Origin of the sequence: Candidatus Villigracilis affinis, from assembly GCF_016705895.1 — a bacterium.
In the GTDB taxonomy this organism is placed as follows: Bacteria; Chloroflexota; Anaerolineae; order Anaerolineales; family Villigracilaceae; genus Villigracilis; species Villigracilis affinis.
Map to the genome: position 1 here is coordinate 49,135 of NZ_JADJKT010000026.1, position 15,593 is coordinate 64,727.

General features: G+C 52.4%; 16 protein-coding genes and 1 pseudogene. 13 read left to right on the top strand and 4 right to left on the bottom strand.

The window, feature by feature from the left end; all coding sequences use genetic code 11:
- Nucleotides 1-3 precede the first annotated feature (3 nt).
- The 3 genes from IPI86_RS12225 to phoU (IPI86_RS12235) are packed head-to-tail and all read right to left on the bottom strand — an operon-like array spanning nucleotide 4 to nucleotide 2,229.
- Nucleotides 4-1,401 (bottom strand): HD domain-containing protein, encoded by a 1,398-nt coding sequence (locus tag IPI86_RS12225; protein WP_345298290.1) that lies wholly within the window; start codon nucleotides 1,399-1,401, stop codon nucleotides 4-6.
- Entirely contained in the window at nucleotides 1,361-1,537 is a 177-nt protein-coding gene (locus tag IPI86_RS12230) for a hypothetical protein (RefSeq protein WP_345298291.1), read from the bottom strand. Before IPI86_RS12230 ends, IPI86_RS12225 begins: the two co-directional genes overlap by 41 nt.
- An 11-nt stretch (nucleotides 1,538-1,548) precedes the next feature.
- Entirely contained in the window at nucleotides 1,549-2,229 is a 681-nt protein-coding gene (phoU, locus tag IPI86_RS12235) for a phosphate signaling complex protein PhoU (RefSeq protein WP_345298292.1), read from the bottom strand.
- Nucleotides 2,230-2,767: 538 nt separating this feature from the next.
- On the opposite strand from phoU (IPI86_RS12235), the gene IPI86_RS12240 reads away from it, so the two are divergent.
- The 9 genes and pseudogenes from IPI86_RS12240 to phoU (IPI86_RS12280) all read left to right on the top strand — a co-directional run bounded on the left by IPI86_RS12240 (nucleotide 2,768) and on the right by phoU (IPI86_RS12280) (nucleotide 11,121).
- Entirely contained in the window at nucleotides 2,768-3,475 is a 708-nt protein-coding gene (locus tag IPI86_RS12240) for a PHP domain-containing protein (RefSeq protein WP_345298293.1), read from the top strand.
- Between the two features lie 13 nt (nucleotides 3,476-3,488).
- Nucleotides 3,489-3,635 (top strand): hypothetical protein, encoded by a 147-nt coding sequence (locus IPI86_RS12245; protein WP_345298294.1) that lies wholly within the window; start codon nucleotides 3,489-3,491, stop codon nucleotides 3,633-3,635.
- Nucleotides 3,636-3,651: 16 nt separating this feature from the next.
- A pseudogene (surE, locus tag IPI86_RS12250) lies at nucleotides 3,652-4,487 on the top strand (5'/3'-nucleotidase SurE).
- A 178-nt stretch (nucleotides 4,488-4,665) separates the two neighbouring features.
- The gene (locus IPI86_RS12255) at nucleotides 4,666-6,672 is read left to right on the top strand and encodes a PstS family phosphate ABC transporter substrate-binding protein (RefSeq protein ID WP_345298295.1); all 2,007 of its coding nucleotides are present in this window, start codon (nucleotides 4,666-4,668) and stop codon (nucleotides 6,670-6,672) included.
- 279 nt (nucleotides 6,673-6,951) lie between these two features.
- Nucleotides 6,952-7,893, top strand: a complete 942-nt coding sequence (gene pstC, locus IPI86_RS12260) for a phosphate ABC transporter permease subunit PstC (protein ID WP_345298296.1) — start codon at nucleotides 6,952-6,954, stop codon at nucleotides 7,891-7,893.
- A gap of 4 nt (nucleotides 7,894-7,897) precedes the next feature.
- Nucleotides 7,898-9,133, top strand: a complete 1,236-nt coding sequence (gene pstA / locus IPI86_RS12265) for a phosphate ABC transporter permease PstA (RefSeq protein WP_345298297.1) — start codon at nucleotides 7,898-7,900, stop codon at nucleotides 9,131-9,133.
- Nucleotides 9,134-9,157: 24 nt separating this feature from the next.
- On the top strand, nucleotides 9,158-9,928 hold the full coding sequence (gene pstB / locus IPI86_RS12270) for a phosphate ABC transporter ATP-binding protein PstB (RefSeq protein WP_345298298.1): 771 nt from the start codon (nucleotides 9,158-9,160) through the stop codon (nucleotides 9,926-9,928).
- Between the two features lie 6 nt (nucleotides 9,929-9,934).
- Entirely contained in the window at nucleotides 9,935-10,390 is a 456-nt protein-coding gene (locus tag IPI86_RS12275; RefSeq protein ID WP_345298299.1) for an arsenate reductase ArsC, read from the top strand.
- Between the two features lie 38 nt (nucleotides 10,391-10,428).
- Nucleotides 10,429-11,121, top strand: coding sequence for a phosphate signaling complex protein PhoU (phoU, locus tag IPI86_RS12280; RefSeq protein ID WP_345298300.1), 693 nt, complete (start codon nucleotides 10,429-10,431; stop codon nucleotides 11,119-11,121).
- A gap of 78 nt (nucleotides 11,122-11,199) precedes the next feature.
- On the opposite strand, the gene pstB (IPI86_RS12285) is transcribed toward phoU (IPI86_RS12280), so the two are convergent.
- Entirely contained in the window at nucleotides 11,200-11,961 is a 762-nt protein-coding gene (pstB, locus tag IPI86_RS12285; protein WP_345298301.1) for a phosphate ABC transporter ATP-binding protein PstB, read from the bottom strand.
- A gap of 111 nt (nucleotides 11,962-12,072) precedes the next feature.
- Between pstB (IPI86_RS12285) and IPI86_RS12290 the strand changes: the two genes are divergently transcribed.
- Genes IPI86_RS12290 through IPI86_RS12305 form a run of 4 tightly spaced genes read left to right on the top strand, consistent with a single transcriptional unit; the run spans nucleotide 12,073 to nucleotide 15,533 of the window.
- On the top strand, nucleotides 12,073-12,948 hold the full coding sequence (locus IPI86_RS12290) for a phosphate ABC transporter substrate-binding protein (RefSeq protein ID WP_345298302.1): 876 nt from the start codon (nucleotides 12,073-12,075) through the stop codon (nucleotides 12,946-12,948).
- Between the two features lie 32 nt (nucleotides 12,949-12,980).
- Complete coding sequence (gene pstC / locus IPI86_RS12295) at nucleotides 12,981-13,877, top strand: phosphate ABC transporter permease subunit PstC (protein WP_345298303.1); 897 nt, start codon at nucleotides 12,981-12,983, stop codon at nucleotides 13,875-13,877.
- A gap of 9 nt (nucleotides 13,878-13,886) precedes the next feature.
- Entirely contained in the window at nucleotides 13,887-14,747 is an 861-nt protein-coding gene (gene pstA / locus IPI86_RS12300) for a phosphate ABC transporter permease PstA (RefSeq protein WP_345298322.1), read from the top strand.
- A 27-nt stretch (nucleotides 14,748-14,774) separates the two neighbouring features.
- Nucleotides 14,775-15,533, top strand: a complete 759-nt coding sequence (locus tag IPI86_RS12305; protein ID WP_345298304.1) for a phosphate ABC transporter ATP-binding protein — start codon at nucleotides 14,775-14,777, stop codon at nucleotides 15,531-15,533.
- Nucleotides 15,534-15,593 lie beyond the last annotated feature (60 nt).

Genomic DNA, 15,593 nt, shown 5'->3' on the forward strand with positions numbered 1-15,593 from the left:
GGTTTATGTGATCTCCAGCTCAACTCCGAAAATTTCCTGAAATAAGGATCGGCGCTTGTTCAACCCCCAGCGCTCCAGAAGCAGATCGCCCCTGCCTTGAATGTTCAATTCCCAGCGTTTTTTCTTTTTGGTCAGTGCCACGCTTCTCACATGCTGTGTATGGCTGATATCCATGCCGTCTGCAAGGCGGAGCAGCGCGCATAATTTAGTGACGATCAATCTATCAGCAGGAGGGAGCGATTTGAAACCAGTATCCTCAAGCGTCGGCGGAAATTTACGATGATAGCGGACGAGATTGGCGACAATTTCCTGTTGGCGTACATTCAACCCGATCAAAGAGTTTGCTTTCAAAATGTAATAACCGTGTTTGTCGTGGTCGAGCGTATTGATGAAATGCCCGATATCGTGCAGGAGTGCGCCGATCTCAAGCAGCAGGCGTTCCTCTTCATCAAGGCGGTGCAATTCCTTTGATTGATCAAATAATTGTCCTGCCAGTTTGGCCACCAAATTCGAGTGTTCCGCATCGAATCCATATTTATTACCGAGCCGTGTTGCCGAACTCCATACCTGTTCCCGTCTGGGCAATTGTGGACCTCTGGCGAGTTCGTCTGCGATCTCCGCCAGCAAGCCGTCCTTCAGACCCACATTGGGGATTTGGATCTGTTTTACCCCGGTCTCGTGCGCGATCAACTGAAGCACGATCGCCGCAGGCAGGATCACATCCGCCCGATCTGGTCGTAATTTTAATTTGCGAATTCGGTCCTTGACGCTCAGGTCATTGATTCTTTCGATCAGCTCCTGCAATTCGCTCATTCGCAATACTTCGCTGCTGCTTTGTTTGAGCAGTTTCTGGCGCAGTTTGCCAAGCTCTTCGACATTTCCGCCTGTGCCGATGCACAAGTCGATCTTTTCCTTGCCGATCTCGAGGTCGATCCTTTTTCGCGCGGCTTCCGCATATTCGCGCACCAATAGGGCAAAGGGACGATTTGGATTGTTGAAAAACGAGAGCCCGGATTCTTTGTGCCCATCCAACTTTTTGAGCAGGCGCACCGTTCCCATGTTATAGCTTTCGGTCGAGACGATGTTCCCGTTTTCAGAAAGAGTCACCTCAACGCTGCCACCCCCGATGTCGATCAAAACAGCCCGCTTCCCGTTAAGTTTGATCGCATCTGAAACCGCGCGGTGGATCAGCCGCGCTTCCTCATCCCCGCTGATGACTTCGATTTCGATCTTTGCTGTCTGCTGGATGCGGTCGGTCAAAATATAACCGTTGGAGGCTTCGCGCATGGCGCTGGTGGCAATCGCGCGGACACGGGTCACTTCAAAATCGTCTGCCACGCGTCGAAAATGTTGAAATGCTTCAACAGCCTGCTGAATGGTCGTTTCCTGTAATTTCCCCATTGTGAAAACATCCTGCCCAAGGCGGACCGGGGAGGCGGATATTTTCCAAAAGTTCCACTTCCCACAAATCAGTGACCCGCCCAACGATCATGCGAATGGCGTTTGACCCAATGTCTATCGCCGCGATTTTCTGCATGGATGATGATCCTAGATTCTGACCTCGTTTTGTTCTTGCAGGTGTAGTTCGTTCAGGCTTCCGGTAACGACGAAAACAGTACGCTCACAGATATTTGTCACCCGGTCTGCAAACCGTTCAATGTTGTGTGCGGCCCACAGGACGTGATTTACCCGTTCGATATTTCTGGCATCTTCGATGGCGACATCCATGGCTTCGTAATAGATCTCCCTGTATAACGAATCGATCAGGTTGTCTTCATGGGCGATGGCTCTGGCTGATTCAACGTCTTCATCCACGAAGGATGTGATCGCCCTATGCAGCATGTCCACCGACTTTTCTGCCATGTGGTGAATATCCAGCAGGATTCGGGGCAGGCTCAACCCTTCAGACCTGATGTTGATGGTGGACAGCCCTTTGGCATAATCGCCCATCCTCTCCAACTCGGTGCACATGTCCAGCATGGCGGTAAGCATGCGCAGGTCATGGGCAATGGGCTGCTGGGTGGCGATCAGTGAGATGATCAAACTCTCCATCTCAAAACGCTTTCTGTTGATCTTGTTATCTTCTCTGAGTATAGTTTCGGATGCCTGGAAATCGTGATCTTTTAAGGCGTCCGCTGAATCCAGCATTGCCTTTTCAACCATGCTGGAAAGCACAAGTATCTCGTCTCTGACATTGTGGATCTCGTGGCCTAGCTCTTTTCGCACCATGTTGTTTTCCTTCAAAGATGGTTTGTTTTATACAAAGTGAGTCACAAGATAGAATATCCTGAGTCAATTAACACGGCTGAAATGGCAGGTTAATGATATGTAAACAACCTACAGAGATTCCCAACGGATTGGATATGACTTTATGCCATTTTTTGCCTTTTCATTTTTGTTTACTGGATGTTAACTGGTTCTTAAGTGAGAAATAAACTCTTTGATGTATGATGTGGGCATAGAAATGGAAAACGTATGGAAACAATTTTATCTTCCGTCATTTTTGTATCCATGGTTGTCGTCTTCGGAGTGGACGCGTCCCGCAAACGCCGCGACTACCTGAAGAAGCGCAAACGCGCTTAATTCTTTTCTCCTCCTTAAGCCTCAAAGAGGCAACTACCCGCCTGGTTAGCGGGTAGTTTTTGTTAACGGAACCCATACAATTCCTTAAAACAATCTTCACAGGGTCTTAATGGCCCGCAGGTACACTCTGGACATGGAAAAACATAAAGCATGGACGTCAGTGTCCATTTTAAGGAGAAATTGAATGGGACTCGCAGATTTACATTTACACACGATCTACAGCTACGATGGCACGGCCTCCCTGCCCGCCGTTTTGACACGCGCGAAACAATTGGGGCTGGATGTCATCGCCATCACCGATCACGACGAAATTGCAGGCGCCTTGAAGGCTCTGGAAATTGCACCCATGTACGGCGTGGAAGTTATTCCGGGCATTGAGATCACCACCGCTGAAGGCGACCTGCTGGCCCTGTTCATCAGGGAAAAAGTAGCTGCTGGCCTTTCGCTCGTGGAAACGGTTATGAAGGTGCGCGAACTCGGCGGCGTATGCATAGCCCCGCACCCCATGGCAGGCGGAATGGGTATGAAGAGTCTGAATGCCATGTCCATTTTAAAGGCCCTGCGCAATCGAAAAGTGGCCGAAACCTTGATCGGCATCGAAACATACAATGGCACCTCCATTGACAGGGTCAGCAATCACTCCGCGAGCCTGCTTTCGAACCGCTTGAAACTCGCGCGGACGGGCAGCAGCGACGCGCACATCCTCGAAACCATCGGCTTTGGGGCAACCGAATTCGAAGGCAAAACAGCAGCAGATCTGCTGACCGCCTTGAAGAACAGAACCACAAAGGTTCGCAAACAAAATGAATGGGGCATGTTCAAAATATTGGGCAGTTGGGCATTGAACTACCTTGGCAGTCTCTTTGCGCGACGGACCATCACAACAAGCTGAAAAGAGGTTTGATATGTTGATGTTTTGTATTGCACTATATTTGGTGGTGATCGTCCCTCTGCTCGCATTGCTTTGGGCGTCATTGGTCGTTGCCAAATGGGATGATAAAGACCGCGGCTATGAAATCCTGGATGAGCAGGAATTGGAATTGGCACTTTGAAAGAGAATGGATTGGAATGACAAAGAACATACTGGTTACAAATGATGATGGCGTGCTTGCGCCGGATTACTGGCATTGGCACAGGAAATGCGCAAACTTGGCACTGTGACGATCCTTGCCCCCGACCGAAACTGGTCTGGCAGCGGTCACGTAAAAACACTGGACCGCGCCCTGCGCGTCCGCGAGTTTCATCTGGATGATGGCACACAGGCTTTTGGAGGCGATGGCGCACCCTCCGATTGCGTGGCTCTGGCCACGCTCGGATATTTCAAGGAAAAATTTGATCTGGTTGTTTCGGGCATCAATGTCGGCGCGAATTTGGGCCATGATGTGACCTACTCAGGAACCGTAACTGCCGCGATGGAAGCCGTAATCGCAGGATTGCCCGGCGTTGCCGTTTCTTTGGAAATACCCGATGGGCATGTCGGCCCGATCGATTTTGGACCTTCCGCTCTTGCCGCAGGGATGGCTGTTCGGAACGTCCTGCAACATGGGTTGCCCGCTGACACATTGTTGAATGTCAATGTACCGTTCCTGAAGCATGAAGAGATTCAAGGCTTCCGTATGACGAGACAAGGCTTGCGCGTGTATCACAGCCGTTTGGATGAACGCGTGGACCCGCGCGGCCGTCCCTATTACTGGATCGGTGGGGAAGCCCCAACAGGCGTCCCTGAGTCGGGAACCGATGTCGGCGCTTTATCCGATGGATTTGTTTCGGTCACCCCTTTACAGCTTGATCTCACCGCCTATCGCGCCGTATCCGAGATCAACACATGGAATTGGCACGACCCCATTCTTTCTGAAGTCTCGTTGCTGAGACCTTCTTCTGTTGTTGCGGCAGAGAAACAATAGCAGCGTTCTTCTCCTCCTTAATGTCTCCGAAATGGAGACGGTGTCCACCAGAGATGGTGGGCATTTTTGTTTAACGCTCTCATTTCAAGCTTTAACAAGACGTTAACCTATTCTTCCATTGACCTTAAGAGCCGCTTGTTATCATCCGCATCGTTATATAAAACATAGGAGAATAGAAATGACCAAATTTGCACGTTCATTTGTTTTTGTTTTGGTAGCCTTGAGCTTCGTGCTCGCTGCCTGCGGAGCACCCGCCACTGAAGCCCCTGTCGCCGAGCCCACTGAGGCTGCTACTGAAGCCGCCACGGAAGCTCCTGCTGCTGAACCCACTGAAGCGCCTGCTGAAGACCCGATGGCGATGTACGCCCCCGATGCCGTAACTGGTGACATCATCACCGCAGGTTCTTCCACCGTGTTCCCGCTTTCCGAGCGCATGTCCGAGCTCTTCCAACAGGAAGGCTACACCGGCAACATCACCGTGGACAGCATCGGTTCCGGCGCTGGTTTCGAGCGCTTCTGCAAGACCGGTGAAACCGATATTGCGAATGCCTCCCGCCCGATCAAGGACAGCGAAGTTGAAGCCTGCGCAGCGATTGGCCGCGAACCCATCGAGTTCCGCGTGGGAACCGATGCCCTGGCCGTGGTTGTGAGCGCTGAGAACGATTTCGTCACCGGCCTGACCAAGGAACAGCTTGGCAAGATCTACACTGGCGAGTTCAAGACCTGGGACCAGGTGGATGCCGCCTATCCCGCCGAAGCGATCCTCATCTACAGCCCCGGCGCTGACAGCGGCACCTTCGACTACTTTGTTGAAGCCGTTGTTGCCCCGCTGACCCCGAATGCTGAAGGCAAGGCTGATATCGCCCTCGGTGAAGAAGCCGTACTCGGCCTCGAAGGCGCGCAGTTCTCTGAAGATGACAACGTCCTCGTTCAGGGTGTGGAAGGCAGCCCGTATGCCATTGGTTACTTTGGCTTTGCCTACTACTCTGAGAACTCCGGTGCTTTGAAGGCAATCAGCATCGAAGGTGTCGAACCTAATCAAGCAAGTGTGGATGCTGGCGAATATCCGCTCGCCCGCCCGCTGTTCATCTACTCTGATGCGAAGATCCTGACCGAGAAACCCCAGGTTGCTGCGTTCATCTACTTCTACCTGAGCAACGTCAATGACAACATCGTGGACGTGGGTTACTTCCCCGCTCCTGCTGATGCCCTCCAAGGCTCCCTCGATGCCTGGACTTCTGCTACAAGCGGTGAAGCTGCTGCCCCCGCTGAAAACGAAGCCATGGCGATGTATGCTCCCGATGCCGTAACTGGTGACATCATCACCGCAGGTTCCTCTACCGTGTTCCCGCTTTCCGAGCGCATGTCCGAGCTCTTCCAACAGGAAGGCTACACCGGCAACATCACCGTGGACAGCATTGGTTCCGGTGCTGGATTCGAGCGCTTCTGCAAGACCGGCGAAACCGATATTGCGAATGCCTCCCGCCCGATCAAGGACAGCGAAGTTGAAGCCTGCGCTGCGATTGGCCGCGAACCCATCGAGTTCCGTGTGGGAACAGATGCCCTGGCCGTGGTCGTAAGCGCTGAGAACGATTTCGTCACCGGCCTGACCAAGGAACAGCTTGGCAAGATCTACACTGGCGAGTTCAAGACCTGGGATCAGGTGGATGCCACCTACCCCGCCGAAGCGATCCTCATCTACAGCCCCGGCGCTGACAGCGGCACCTTCGACTACTTCGTTGAAGCCGTTGCTGCCCCGCTGACCCCGAACGCTGAAGGCAAGGCTGATATCACCCTCGGTGAAGAAGCCGTACTCGGCCTCGAAGGCGCGCAGTTCTCTGAAGATGACAACGTCCTCGTTCAGGGTGTGGAAGGCAGCCCGTATGCCATTGGTTACTTCGGTTTCGCTTACTACTCTGAGAACTCTGGCGCTTTGAAGGCCATTGGTATCGAAGGTGTTGAACCTAATCAAGCAAGCGTGGATGCTGGCGAATATCCGCTCGCCCGCCCGCTGTTCATCTACTCTGATGCGAAGATCCTGACCGAGAAACCCCAGGTCGCTGCGTTCATCTACTTCTACCTGAGCAACGTCAATGACAACATCGTGGATGTGGGTTACTTCCCCGCTCCTGCCGATGCCCTCCAGGGCTCCCTCGATGCTTGGATGTCTGCTTCAGGAAATTAACAAAAAGAAAAATAAATCCGGGCTGGCCTCGAAAATGAGGCCAGCCCATTCATGCTGTAAAAGCAAGTCTATGGTCAGAAGCCTTGGCATATCGGAGAAGATTGCTTGCAAGACAGCCTGACGGCCTCCGATTAAAACCTTCTCCTCTTAAGAGAGTTCATTCTGATCACCGTTGGGTTTGATGGAATTTGGAATTTGCCACCGAGATCATGATCTTATTTCGAAACTTTTCCGCAGGTTTGGTGATGTAAGACAGGCGATAGGAAGCACAGAGCGAAAATGAAGCAAACAGACACACCCATGGAAGATAAGAATTTCCGCCCGCTCAATCTTGAGAAAAAAATAAGACCCGCTGAAAGCATTATTCAAGTGCTGCTTTTCCTTGCGGGAATCCTGTCCATTTTTGTCACAATTGCCATTGTGTATGAATTGGGCAAGGAAGCCATGCTCTTTTTCACCAATCCCGATGTGACACTTGGAAAATTTCTCGGTACCACCAAGTGGCAGCCGGGAATTGGACAATACGGCATTTGGGCATTGGTCTCGGCGACCCTTGTGACAAGTTTTGTCGCTATATTTATTTCCCTTCCGCTTGGGCTGGCCGCTGCCATTTACCTTAGTGAATATGCTTCTTTTAAATCGCGCTCCATCCTGAAACCAATTCTTGAGGTTCTTGCCGGTATCCCAACCGTTGTTTACGGGTATTTCGCCTTGCTTTTTGTTACTCCCATCCTGAAATCCATTTTTGGCGACCAACTTCAAGTCTACAACATGTTATCGGCGGGGATCGTGATGGGAATCATGATCCTGCCGCTCATCTCCTCGATGAGCGAGGATGCCTTAAGCGCCGTGCCGCGTTCGCTGCGTGAAGCCGCTTATGCAATGGGTGCTACAAAAGTGGAGACCAGTCTGCAAGTGGTTGTGCCTGCGGCGCTTTCGGGCATCGGCGCTGCGCTGATCGTGGGCATTTCACGCGCTGTCGGGGAGACAATGATCGTTGCCGTGGCATCAGGCTCAGGCCCGAATTTTTCGTTCAATCCATTGGATGCGGCCGAGACCATGACCGGTCATATTGCCCGTATCAGCGGCGGTGACCTTTCCTATAACAGCATCGATTACACCAGCCTTTTTGCGATCGCAATGATGTTATTCCTGCTGACCCTCGTATTGAACCTGATCAGCCAGTGGGTGGTAAGCCGCTTTAGGGAAAGATATGAATAAGAATATGAATACAAACAACCATTATCCTCAAGGCCAGGATTTTCGCCATGTGCTTAACGCGCGTTATCGTGTGGCAACTGTCTGGCAGACGTTGTTCCTCTCAGCGTTGTTGATCGCGATCATCAGCCTGATGGCATTGATTTATAACGTGGTGGATGGCGCGTTCGGCTATATTGCCTATGAATACAAGAATGACCCTTCCGAGTTCACCTCCACGCCGCTTGCGGAACTGACTCAGGAGGAACTGGCCGCCATTCTCAAGGAGAATCTTTCTTCGGGCGCGTACAAGAAATTGAATAATGAGCAGCCCATGGAGAAGCGTTCACAAGCGGACCTGTTCACCCTGTTCATGGAACGCCTTGTGCAGTTGGATACCAAAGGGACCTGGAGCATGACCGATTCGCTGATGAACGGCGAAGAGATCCGCGCGGAGGTTGCGAAGAAGTATCCCAAGGCGCAGCTTGAATTCCGTTCATGGCTCACGCCGCAATTTTTGGTCACGCCGATGTCATCGAAGGCTGAATTCGCCGGGGTGCGGACGGCTGTGCTGGGTTCGTTGTGGCTGGTGGGAATTGCGATCCTGTTCGCGCTGCCCATTGGCACTGGCGCGGCGATCTATTTGCAGGAATATGCGCCAAAGAACTGGTTCACTTCCATTATTCAAACCAATATCAATAACCTGGCAGGTGTGCCGAGCATCGTCTATGGCATGTTGGGACTCGCCATCTTTGTCCGCGTGTTGGAGCCTTTGACCAGCGGTGCCTTGTTCGGAGTCACCGACTCGAACGGCCGCACGATCCTTTCCGCAGGGTTGACGATGGGCGTGCTTGTTTTGCCGTTGATCATCATCAACGCGCAGGAGGCGATCAAGGCCGTGCCTGATTCACTCAGGCAGGCGGCGTACGGCGTTGGTGCGACCCGCTGGCAGACCGTTTGGTATCATGTGCTGCCGAATTCATTGCCGGGCATTCTTACTGGCAGCATCCTCGCGCTTTCGCGCGCGCTCGGCGAGACCGCCCCATTGATCGTGGTGGGCGCTTCCACTTTTATCAGCCTTGACCCTTCGGGGCCGTTCTCGAAATTCACGGCCCTGCCCATTCAAATTTATCAATGGACCACCCGTGCCCAATCTGAATTCCATGCCATTGCGGCGGGTGCGATCATTGTCCTGCTTGTCCTCCTTTTGTCCCTGAATGCGACCGCGGTTCTGCTGCGCAATCGCTTTCAGAGGCGATGGTAATCTCGAATTTGTGGATGTAAACCTATGGAAAAAAATTACGCAATCGAATCCAACAAGCTCTCCATTCATTACGGCCATTTCACGGCGGTAAGGGATGTAAGCATTAAAATCGAGCCGCAGAAGATCACTGCGATCATCGGGCCTTCGGGCTGTGGAAAATCCACGCTGCTGCGTGCCCTGAACCGCATGAATGATTTTGTGCCGGGCTGCCATGTGACCGGTGAACTTTTACTGCAGGGACAAAACCTCTACGGCAGAGACATTGACCCCGTGGAAGTGCGCCGCAAGATCGGCATGGTCTTTCAAAAGCCGAACCCATTCCCCAAATCCATTTATGAAAACATCGCCTGGGGTGCGCGCATCAACGGCTTCAAGGGAAAAATGGATGACCTTGTGGAGCAGTCCTTGCGCAGCGCGGCCTTGTGGGACGAGGTGAAAGATAAACTTCAGGAAAGCGCGTACGCCCTCTCCGGCGGTCAGCAGCAGCGTCTGTGCATTGCCCGCACCATTGCCATTCAGCCAGAGATCATTCTCATGGATGAACCCGCTTCCGCGCTTGACCCCATCTCCACGCTCCGCATCGAGGAACTCATGCAGGAGTTGAAGAAGAACTACACCATCATCATTGTCACGCACAACATGCAGCAGGCCGCGCGTGCCTCCGATTTCACCGCCATGATGATGATCGATGACCAGCGCGCAGGCGGCGTGATTGAGTTCGATGAAACCAAAAAGATATTCACCCGTCCGCAGGATAAGCGCACCGAAGATTATGTGACAGGCCGTTTTGGGTAGAAAACGATGAATAAACCAAAAGTCATTTTTCTTTGCACAGGCAACTCCGCGCGCAGCCAGATGGCCGAAGGACTGCTGCGTGCATTGGCGGGCGAGCACTTTGAAGTTTTCAGCGCAGGCACCGAGCCAAAGGGCAGGATCCTGCCCGAGGTCCAGGAGGTGATGCGCGAGGTCGGCATCAGCATGGCGGGTCAGTTCTCGAAGTCGGTCATGGAATATCTTGGCAGGGCCGTCTTCGCGCATGTCTTCACGGTGTGCGCTGATGCCGAGGAGAATTGTCCCGCTGTTTTTCTCAACATGGGGACGCACGACCACTGGCCGTTTGACGATCCTGCAAAATTTGTCGGGGATGAAGAACAACGCCTCGCTCATACCCGACGCGTGCGCGACCAAATCGAAGAGCGTCTGCGCCTTTGGTTGACCGAACAAGGTATCGCTCCAAAGGACTATCGTCAGATGTAATTGACGGTAGTAAAATAAGTAAAACCATCAGAGGTCTTATGATCAGAAAAACATTCGAGAGTGAAATTCAACTGGTAAAAGATGAAGTGCTTTTGCTGGGCAGTATGGTGGAACATGCCATCATCGGCTCGGTGGAAGCATTGAAGAAGCGCGATCTCAAGGCTTCTGAGAAATTGATCGCCGAAGACAAGGAGATCAATAAAAAACGATTTGCGATCGAGAATCAATTGATGATCCTCATCGCGACCCAGCAGCCGATGGCGCACGACCTGCGCCTGCTGGCTTCCACCATGGAGATCATCTCCGAGTTGGAGCGTATGGGCGATTACGCCAAAGGCATTGCCAACATCAACCTGCGTATGGGTGAGGAAGCTTTGCTCAAGCCGTTGATCGACATTCCGCGCATGGCGCAAAAAGGTGCGGACATGCTCCACCGCGCGCTGACCGCTTTCATCAATGAAGATGTGGAGGTCGCGAAATCCATTCCTGTGGAAGACGATGAAGTGGATGCGCTCTACAATCAGATTTACCGCGAATTGATGATGTTCGTCATCCAGGACCCGAAGACCATCGAACGCGCGAACTGGCTGCTGTGGGTGGCGCATAACCTGGAGCGTGTAGCCGACCGTGTGACCAATATCTGCGAACGCACGATCTTCATCGCCACCGGTGAATTTGGTGAGATCAAATCCAGTGACGATGAGTTCTGGAAGGGTCAGAAGAGTTCGTAAAACGTGATTGAAAATTAAAAAGCGAGTGGCTGAGAAGTACTTCTCATCCACTCGCTTTTCGTTTAACGATTCGACGATCTACCCCATCCTGCCCGTAATATACGCCTCGGTTAATTCTTCCTTCGGCACTGTGAACATTTGCGTTGTCGGCGCGAACTCGACCAGTTCGCCCAGCCAGAACAAGCCTGTGTAATCTGAAACGCGCGCGGCCTGCTGCATGTTGTGGGTGACAATGACGATGGTGTAATCCTTTTTCAAGTCCGCGATCAACTCTTCCACGCGCAGGGTGGCGATGGGGTCCAATGCAGACGTGGATTCATCCATGAGGATGACCTCGGGCTGGACGGCGATCACGCGGGCGATGCACAGTCTCTGCTGTTGGCCAAGCGAAAGGCCCATTGCATCGGATTTCAAATTGTCTTTCACTTCATCCCAAAGCGCGGCGGCGATCAGGCTTTTTTCCACGACCTCATTCAGATTCACATCCATGCCCATCACACGCGGACCGAAAGCCACGTTGTCGTATATGGATTGCGGAAATGGATTCGGCTTTTGGAAGACCATACCCACGCGCTGGCGCAGGTTGACCACGTCCATGTCTGCATCGTAAATGTTTTCGCCTTTGAGCAGAATCGTTCCGTCCACGCGGGTATCTGAGATGGTATCGTTCATGCGGTTCAAACAGCGCAGAAAGGTCGATTTTCCGCATCCCGACGGGCCGATCAATGCAGTCACCTTTTGCGGCTCGATCTCAAGGTTGATGTTCGAAAGCGCCTTCTTGGATGTGTTGTAATAAAAATCCAATTTCTGGACTGAGAATGCAAGCTGGTCTGTGTTCATGGGCTGATTTTATCAAAGAATGAAAAGAATGCATCTCGAAACAGAGGCGGTTCAAAGGAAGGTGGATGCGTTTGTTCTTCCTCCCGCCCACCTGCGATATAATTCGCCCCAATGAAACGATTTTTGATCCTTTTGCTACTTTCATCCATTCTCCTTTCCTCTTGCGGCGGCTCCAGCGATTCGTCCAGCGCCGAAACTACCGCGGCTCAATACATCGAAAATAAAGGTTCTGACACGATCGTGAACCTTGCACTGGCCTGGGCGGAAAGATATCAAGGCAATCATCCCGAGATTCGGATTTCAGTGACGGGCGGCGGCTCGGGTACCGGCATTGCGGCTCTCATCAATAACACCGTGGATCTTGCCAATGCATCCCGTCAGATCAAAGACGAGGAAATCGCCGAGGCACAATCGAAAGGCGTTGAACCTGTTGAGCACATCATTGCACGCGATGCGATCGCGGTGATCGTGAATCCTGAAAACCCGGTTAACGAATTAACCCTGCAACAGATTTCCGATATTTACAGCGGCAAGACCACCAATTGGAGCGAGGTCGGCGGCGATGACCGCCCGATCGTAAAACTTTCCCGCGAAACCAATTCAGGCACCCATGTATATTTTTTGGAAACTGTTTTGCGTTTGGGCAGCAAGGAAGATAAAACCTTGTTCTCAACAGATACGCTGCTGCTTCCATCTTCCGAAGGTATTATTTCTGAAGTGCGCGATAACCCGAATGCCATCGGTTATGACGGCCTGGGGTACGTGCCCGATGACTTGAAAATGATCGCGATCGCAAAAGAGGCAGGCGGGCTGTATGTGCTGCCTTCGATTGAAACTGTGAACGATAAAACCTATGCCATTGCGCGCGACCTGTATATGTACACCAATGGTGAACCCACTGGCGTGATCAAGGATTATCTTGATTGGATCCTTTCCGATGAAGCGCAGCAGATCGTTGCAGAATTGGGTTTCGTGCCTGCGAAGTAAGGCGCAGACCTGACAGATCTTATAAGGTTGATATGGAAAAATCATTATCCTTTCGTGAATTTATCATCACCCGCCTGATCCAGGCTTCGGGTTATTCGGCGATCCTTTTTGTTGCGCTGATCTTTTTCTTCCTTTTGCGCGAAGGCCTGCCCACATTAAGTGAAGTGGAAACATCGTCACTGCTCAATGTTCGCTGGTATCCGATCGAAAGCTATTTTGGGATACTCCCGCTTATCACCGGTTCGTTGATCGTTACCCTCGGCGCCGCACTGATCGCTGTCCCATTTGGGATCGGCACCGCCGTTTATATTTCTGAAATTGCCCCACGCTGGATGCGCGAAATTCTCAAGCCGCTTGTGGAATTGCTTGGCGGACTTCCCTCCGTCGTGCTGGGATTTCTTGGCATTTTGATCGTCTCCCCATTTCTACGCGTCTTTCTGGACCTGCCAACTGGTCTGACCGCTTTTACAGGATCATTGCTTTTGGGCGGGATCGCCGTACCGACCGTCGTCTCCGTTGCAGAAGATGCGCTGGACTCTGTTCCACGCGCGTACCGTGAAGGTGCATGGGCTCTGGGCGCGACCAAGTGGCAAACCATCTGGCGAGTGACTCTCCCTGCGGCTCGCTCGGGCGTGCTCACCGCCGTTATGCTCGGTGTGGGGCGTGCCATCGGCGAAACGATGACCGTGATGATGGTGACGGGTAATGCGCCCGTTCTGGCTGTGAAGTTGAACAGCCTGTTCTCTCCCGTCCGCACCATGACCGCAACCATCGCCGCTGAAATGGGCGAGGTGGCCAATGGCAGTACGCATTATCATGTGCTGTTCTTCATTGGCATGGTCCTGTTCCTGATCTCACTGGTCGTAAATGTCATCGCCTCTGCGGTGGTCTTCCGCGCGAAGAAAAGAGCGGAGAGGATATTGTCCTAATTTATTATGATGAAATTATTAGCTCGTAATCGTCACACTGTCCAGCGGCTTGGTTTTAGCTTCATCACTTTGATGGCTGTGGTCACCGTGCTGCCCATTGTCGGCACGATCGTTTTTATCCTCTTCAAGGGCGGCTCGGCCATTTCGTTGGAATTCCTCACAGGCTTTCCGCACGACGGAATGCGCGCAGGCGGAATCCTCCCTGCGATCATCGGCACATTGTATCTGACCATTGGAACTGCGATCTTTTCTGTTCCGCTGGGCATTGCCGCTGCGATCTACCTTGCGGAATACGCAAAAGACAATGCGCTGACCCGCCTTATTCGTCTGGCGATCATCAATCTCGCTGGCATTCCCTCTGTGGTCTATGGCCTGTTTGGACTCGGCTTGTTCGTGCTCTTTTTGAAATTCGGCACATCCATCCTCGCCGCATCGTTGACCCTTTCCATTATGACCTTGCCGGTCATCATCAGCACCGCAGAAGAATCATTACGCTCCGTACCGCAGGCGTTTCGCACGGTCAGCATCTCTCTCGGCGCCACCCGCTGGCAGACCATCCGCCGCATTGTTTTGAAGGAGGCGCTGCCTGGGATTCTCACGGGTGTCATCCTTGGTTTGGAACGTGCCGCAGGCGAAACCGCGCCGATCCTTTTTACGGGGGCGGCCTTCTTCCTGCCGCGTTTGCCAGGTTCCCCATTCGATGCGACCATGGCGCTGCCATATCATTTGTTCGTGATCTCCACGCAAGTCCCTGAAATGCCGATACAGATCCAATACGGTACAGCGCTCGTCCTGCTCGTTTTCGTGCTGACCATGAATGTCATCGCCACAGTGATCCGCTCACGGGCACGGGCGAAGCGGCAGTGGTAATCTTCAAGCTTAAGTTGAAAATCGTAAATGAATAATAAAATCCTCATCGAAAACCTCTCGCTTCAATACTCCGACGGCACCGAGTCTCTACGCGGCGTCAGCATGGGAATTCGTCAGAACGCTGTGACAGTTTTATTCGGTCCAGCGGGAGGCGGAAAATCCACTTTGCTGCGCTGTCTCAATCGCTTGAACGATCTCACCGAGGTGCGCGCCAGTTCAGGTCAGATCCTCATCGACGGTGAAAACATTCTCGATCCGAAAATTGATGTGGTGGCTCTGCGCCGCAAAGTGGGGATGGTGTTTGCGCGGCCCGTTCCATTGCCGATGAGCATTCGCGAGAATGTGATCTATGGGTTGGAAATGTCGGGTGAAAAACGAAAATCAAAACTGGATGAGGCGGTTGAACGCAGTTTGAAACTCGCCGCGATCTGGGATGAGGTGAAGGACAGATTGAACGACCCCGCGAACGCGCTTTCAGGTGGACAGCAGCAGCGTGTATGCCTTGCGCGCGTGCTCGCGTTGCAGCCAGAGATCGTTTTGCTCGATGAACCCACCTCGGGTCTCGACCCGATCTCCACCGGGAAAGTGGAAGCCGCGCTGCAGGAATTGAAAAAGGAATACACGGTGATTCTCGTACCGCATTCTGTACAGCAGGCCGCGCGTACCGCAGATCATGCCGCTTTCTTTTTGCAGGGTGAATTGATCGAATATGATGACGGTAAAAAGATGTTCACCACCCCAAAGGAAAAGAAAACCGAAGATTACATCATGGGGCGGTTCGGATAAATTAAGATCAAATGACAGTCACCTTTGCGAAGCGGGTGACTGTCATTTTTTTAGGTGTTG

Excerpts from the sequence above, each read along its gene's own strand:
- IPI86_RS12305 (WP_345298304.1), top strand. The coding sequence starts at position 14,775 with ATGAATAATAAAATCCTCATCGAAAACCTCTCGCTTCAATACTCCGAC.
- pstC (WP_345298303.1), top strand. The coding sequence starts at position 12,981 with ATGGAAAAATCATTATCCTTTCGTGAATTTATCATCACCCGCCTGATC.
- IPI86_RS12230 (WP_345298291.1), bottom strand. The coding sequence starts at position 1,537 with ATGCAGAAAATCGCGGCGATAGACATTGGGTCAAACGCCATTCGCATG.
- IPI86_RS12275 (WP_345298299.1), top strand. The coding sequence starts at position 9,935 with ATGAATAAACCAAAAGTCATTTTTCTTTGCACAGGCAACTCCGCGCGC.
- pstC (WP_345298296.1), top strand. The coding sequence starts at position 6,952 with ATGAAGCAAACAGACACACCCATGGAAGATAAGAATTTCCGCCCGCTC.
- pstA (WP_345298297.1), top strand. The coding sequence starts at position 7,898 with ATGAATACAAACAACCATTATCCTCAAGGCCAGGATTTTCGCCATGTG.
- IPI86_RS12225 (WP_345298290.1), bottom strand. The coding sequence starts at position 1,401 with ATGGGGAAATTACAGGAAACGACCATTCAGCAGGCTGTTGAAGCATTT.
- IPI86_RS12255 (WP_345298295.1), top strand. The coding sequence starts at position 4,666 with ATGACCAAATTTGCACGTTCATTTGTTTTTGTTTTGGTAGCCTTGAGC.
- phoU (WP_345298292.1), bottom strand. The coding sequence starts at position 2,229 with ATGGTGCGAAAAGAGCTAGGCCACGAGATCCACAATGTCAGAGACGAG.
- pstA (WP_345298322.1), top strand. The coding sequence starts at position 13,887 with ATGAAATTATTAGCTCGTAATCGTCACACTGTCCAGCGGCTTGGTTTT.
- IPI86_RS12290 (WP_345298302.1), top strand. The coding sequence starts at position 12,073 with ATGAAACGATTTTTGATCCTTTTGCTACTTTCATCCATTCTCCTTTCC.
- IPI86_RS12245 (WP_345298294.1), top strand. The coding sequence starts at position 3,489 with ATGTTGATGTTTTGTATTGCACTATATTTGGTGGTGATCGTCCCTCTG.
- pstB (WP_345298301.1), bottom strand. The coding sequence starts at position 11,961 with ATGAACACAGACCAGCTTGCATTCTCAGTCCAGAAATTGGATTTTTAT.
- IPI86_RS12240 (WP_345298293.1), top strand. The coding sequence starts at position 2,768 with ATGGGACTCGCAGATTTACATTTACACACGATCTACAGCTACGATGGC.
- phoU (WP_345298300.1), top strand. The coding sequence starts at position 10,429 with ATGATCAGAAAAACATTCGAGAGTGAAATTCAACTGGTAAAAGATGAA.
- pstB (WP_345298298.1), top strand. The coding sequence starts at position 9,158 with ATGGAAAAAAATTACGCAATCGAATCCAACAAGCTCTCCATTCATTAC.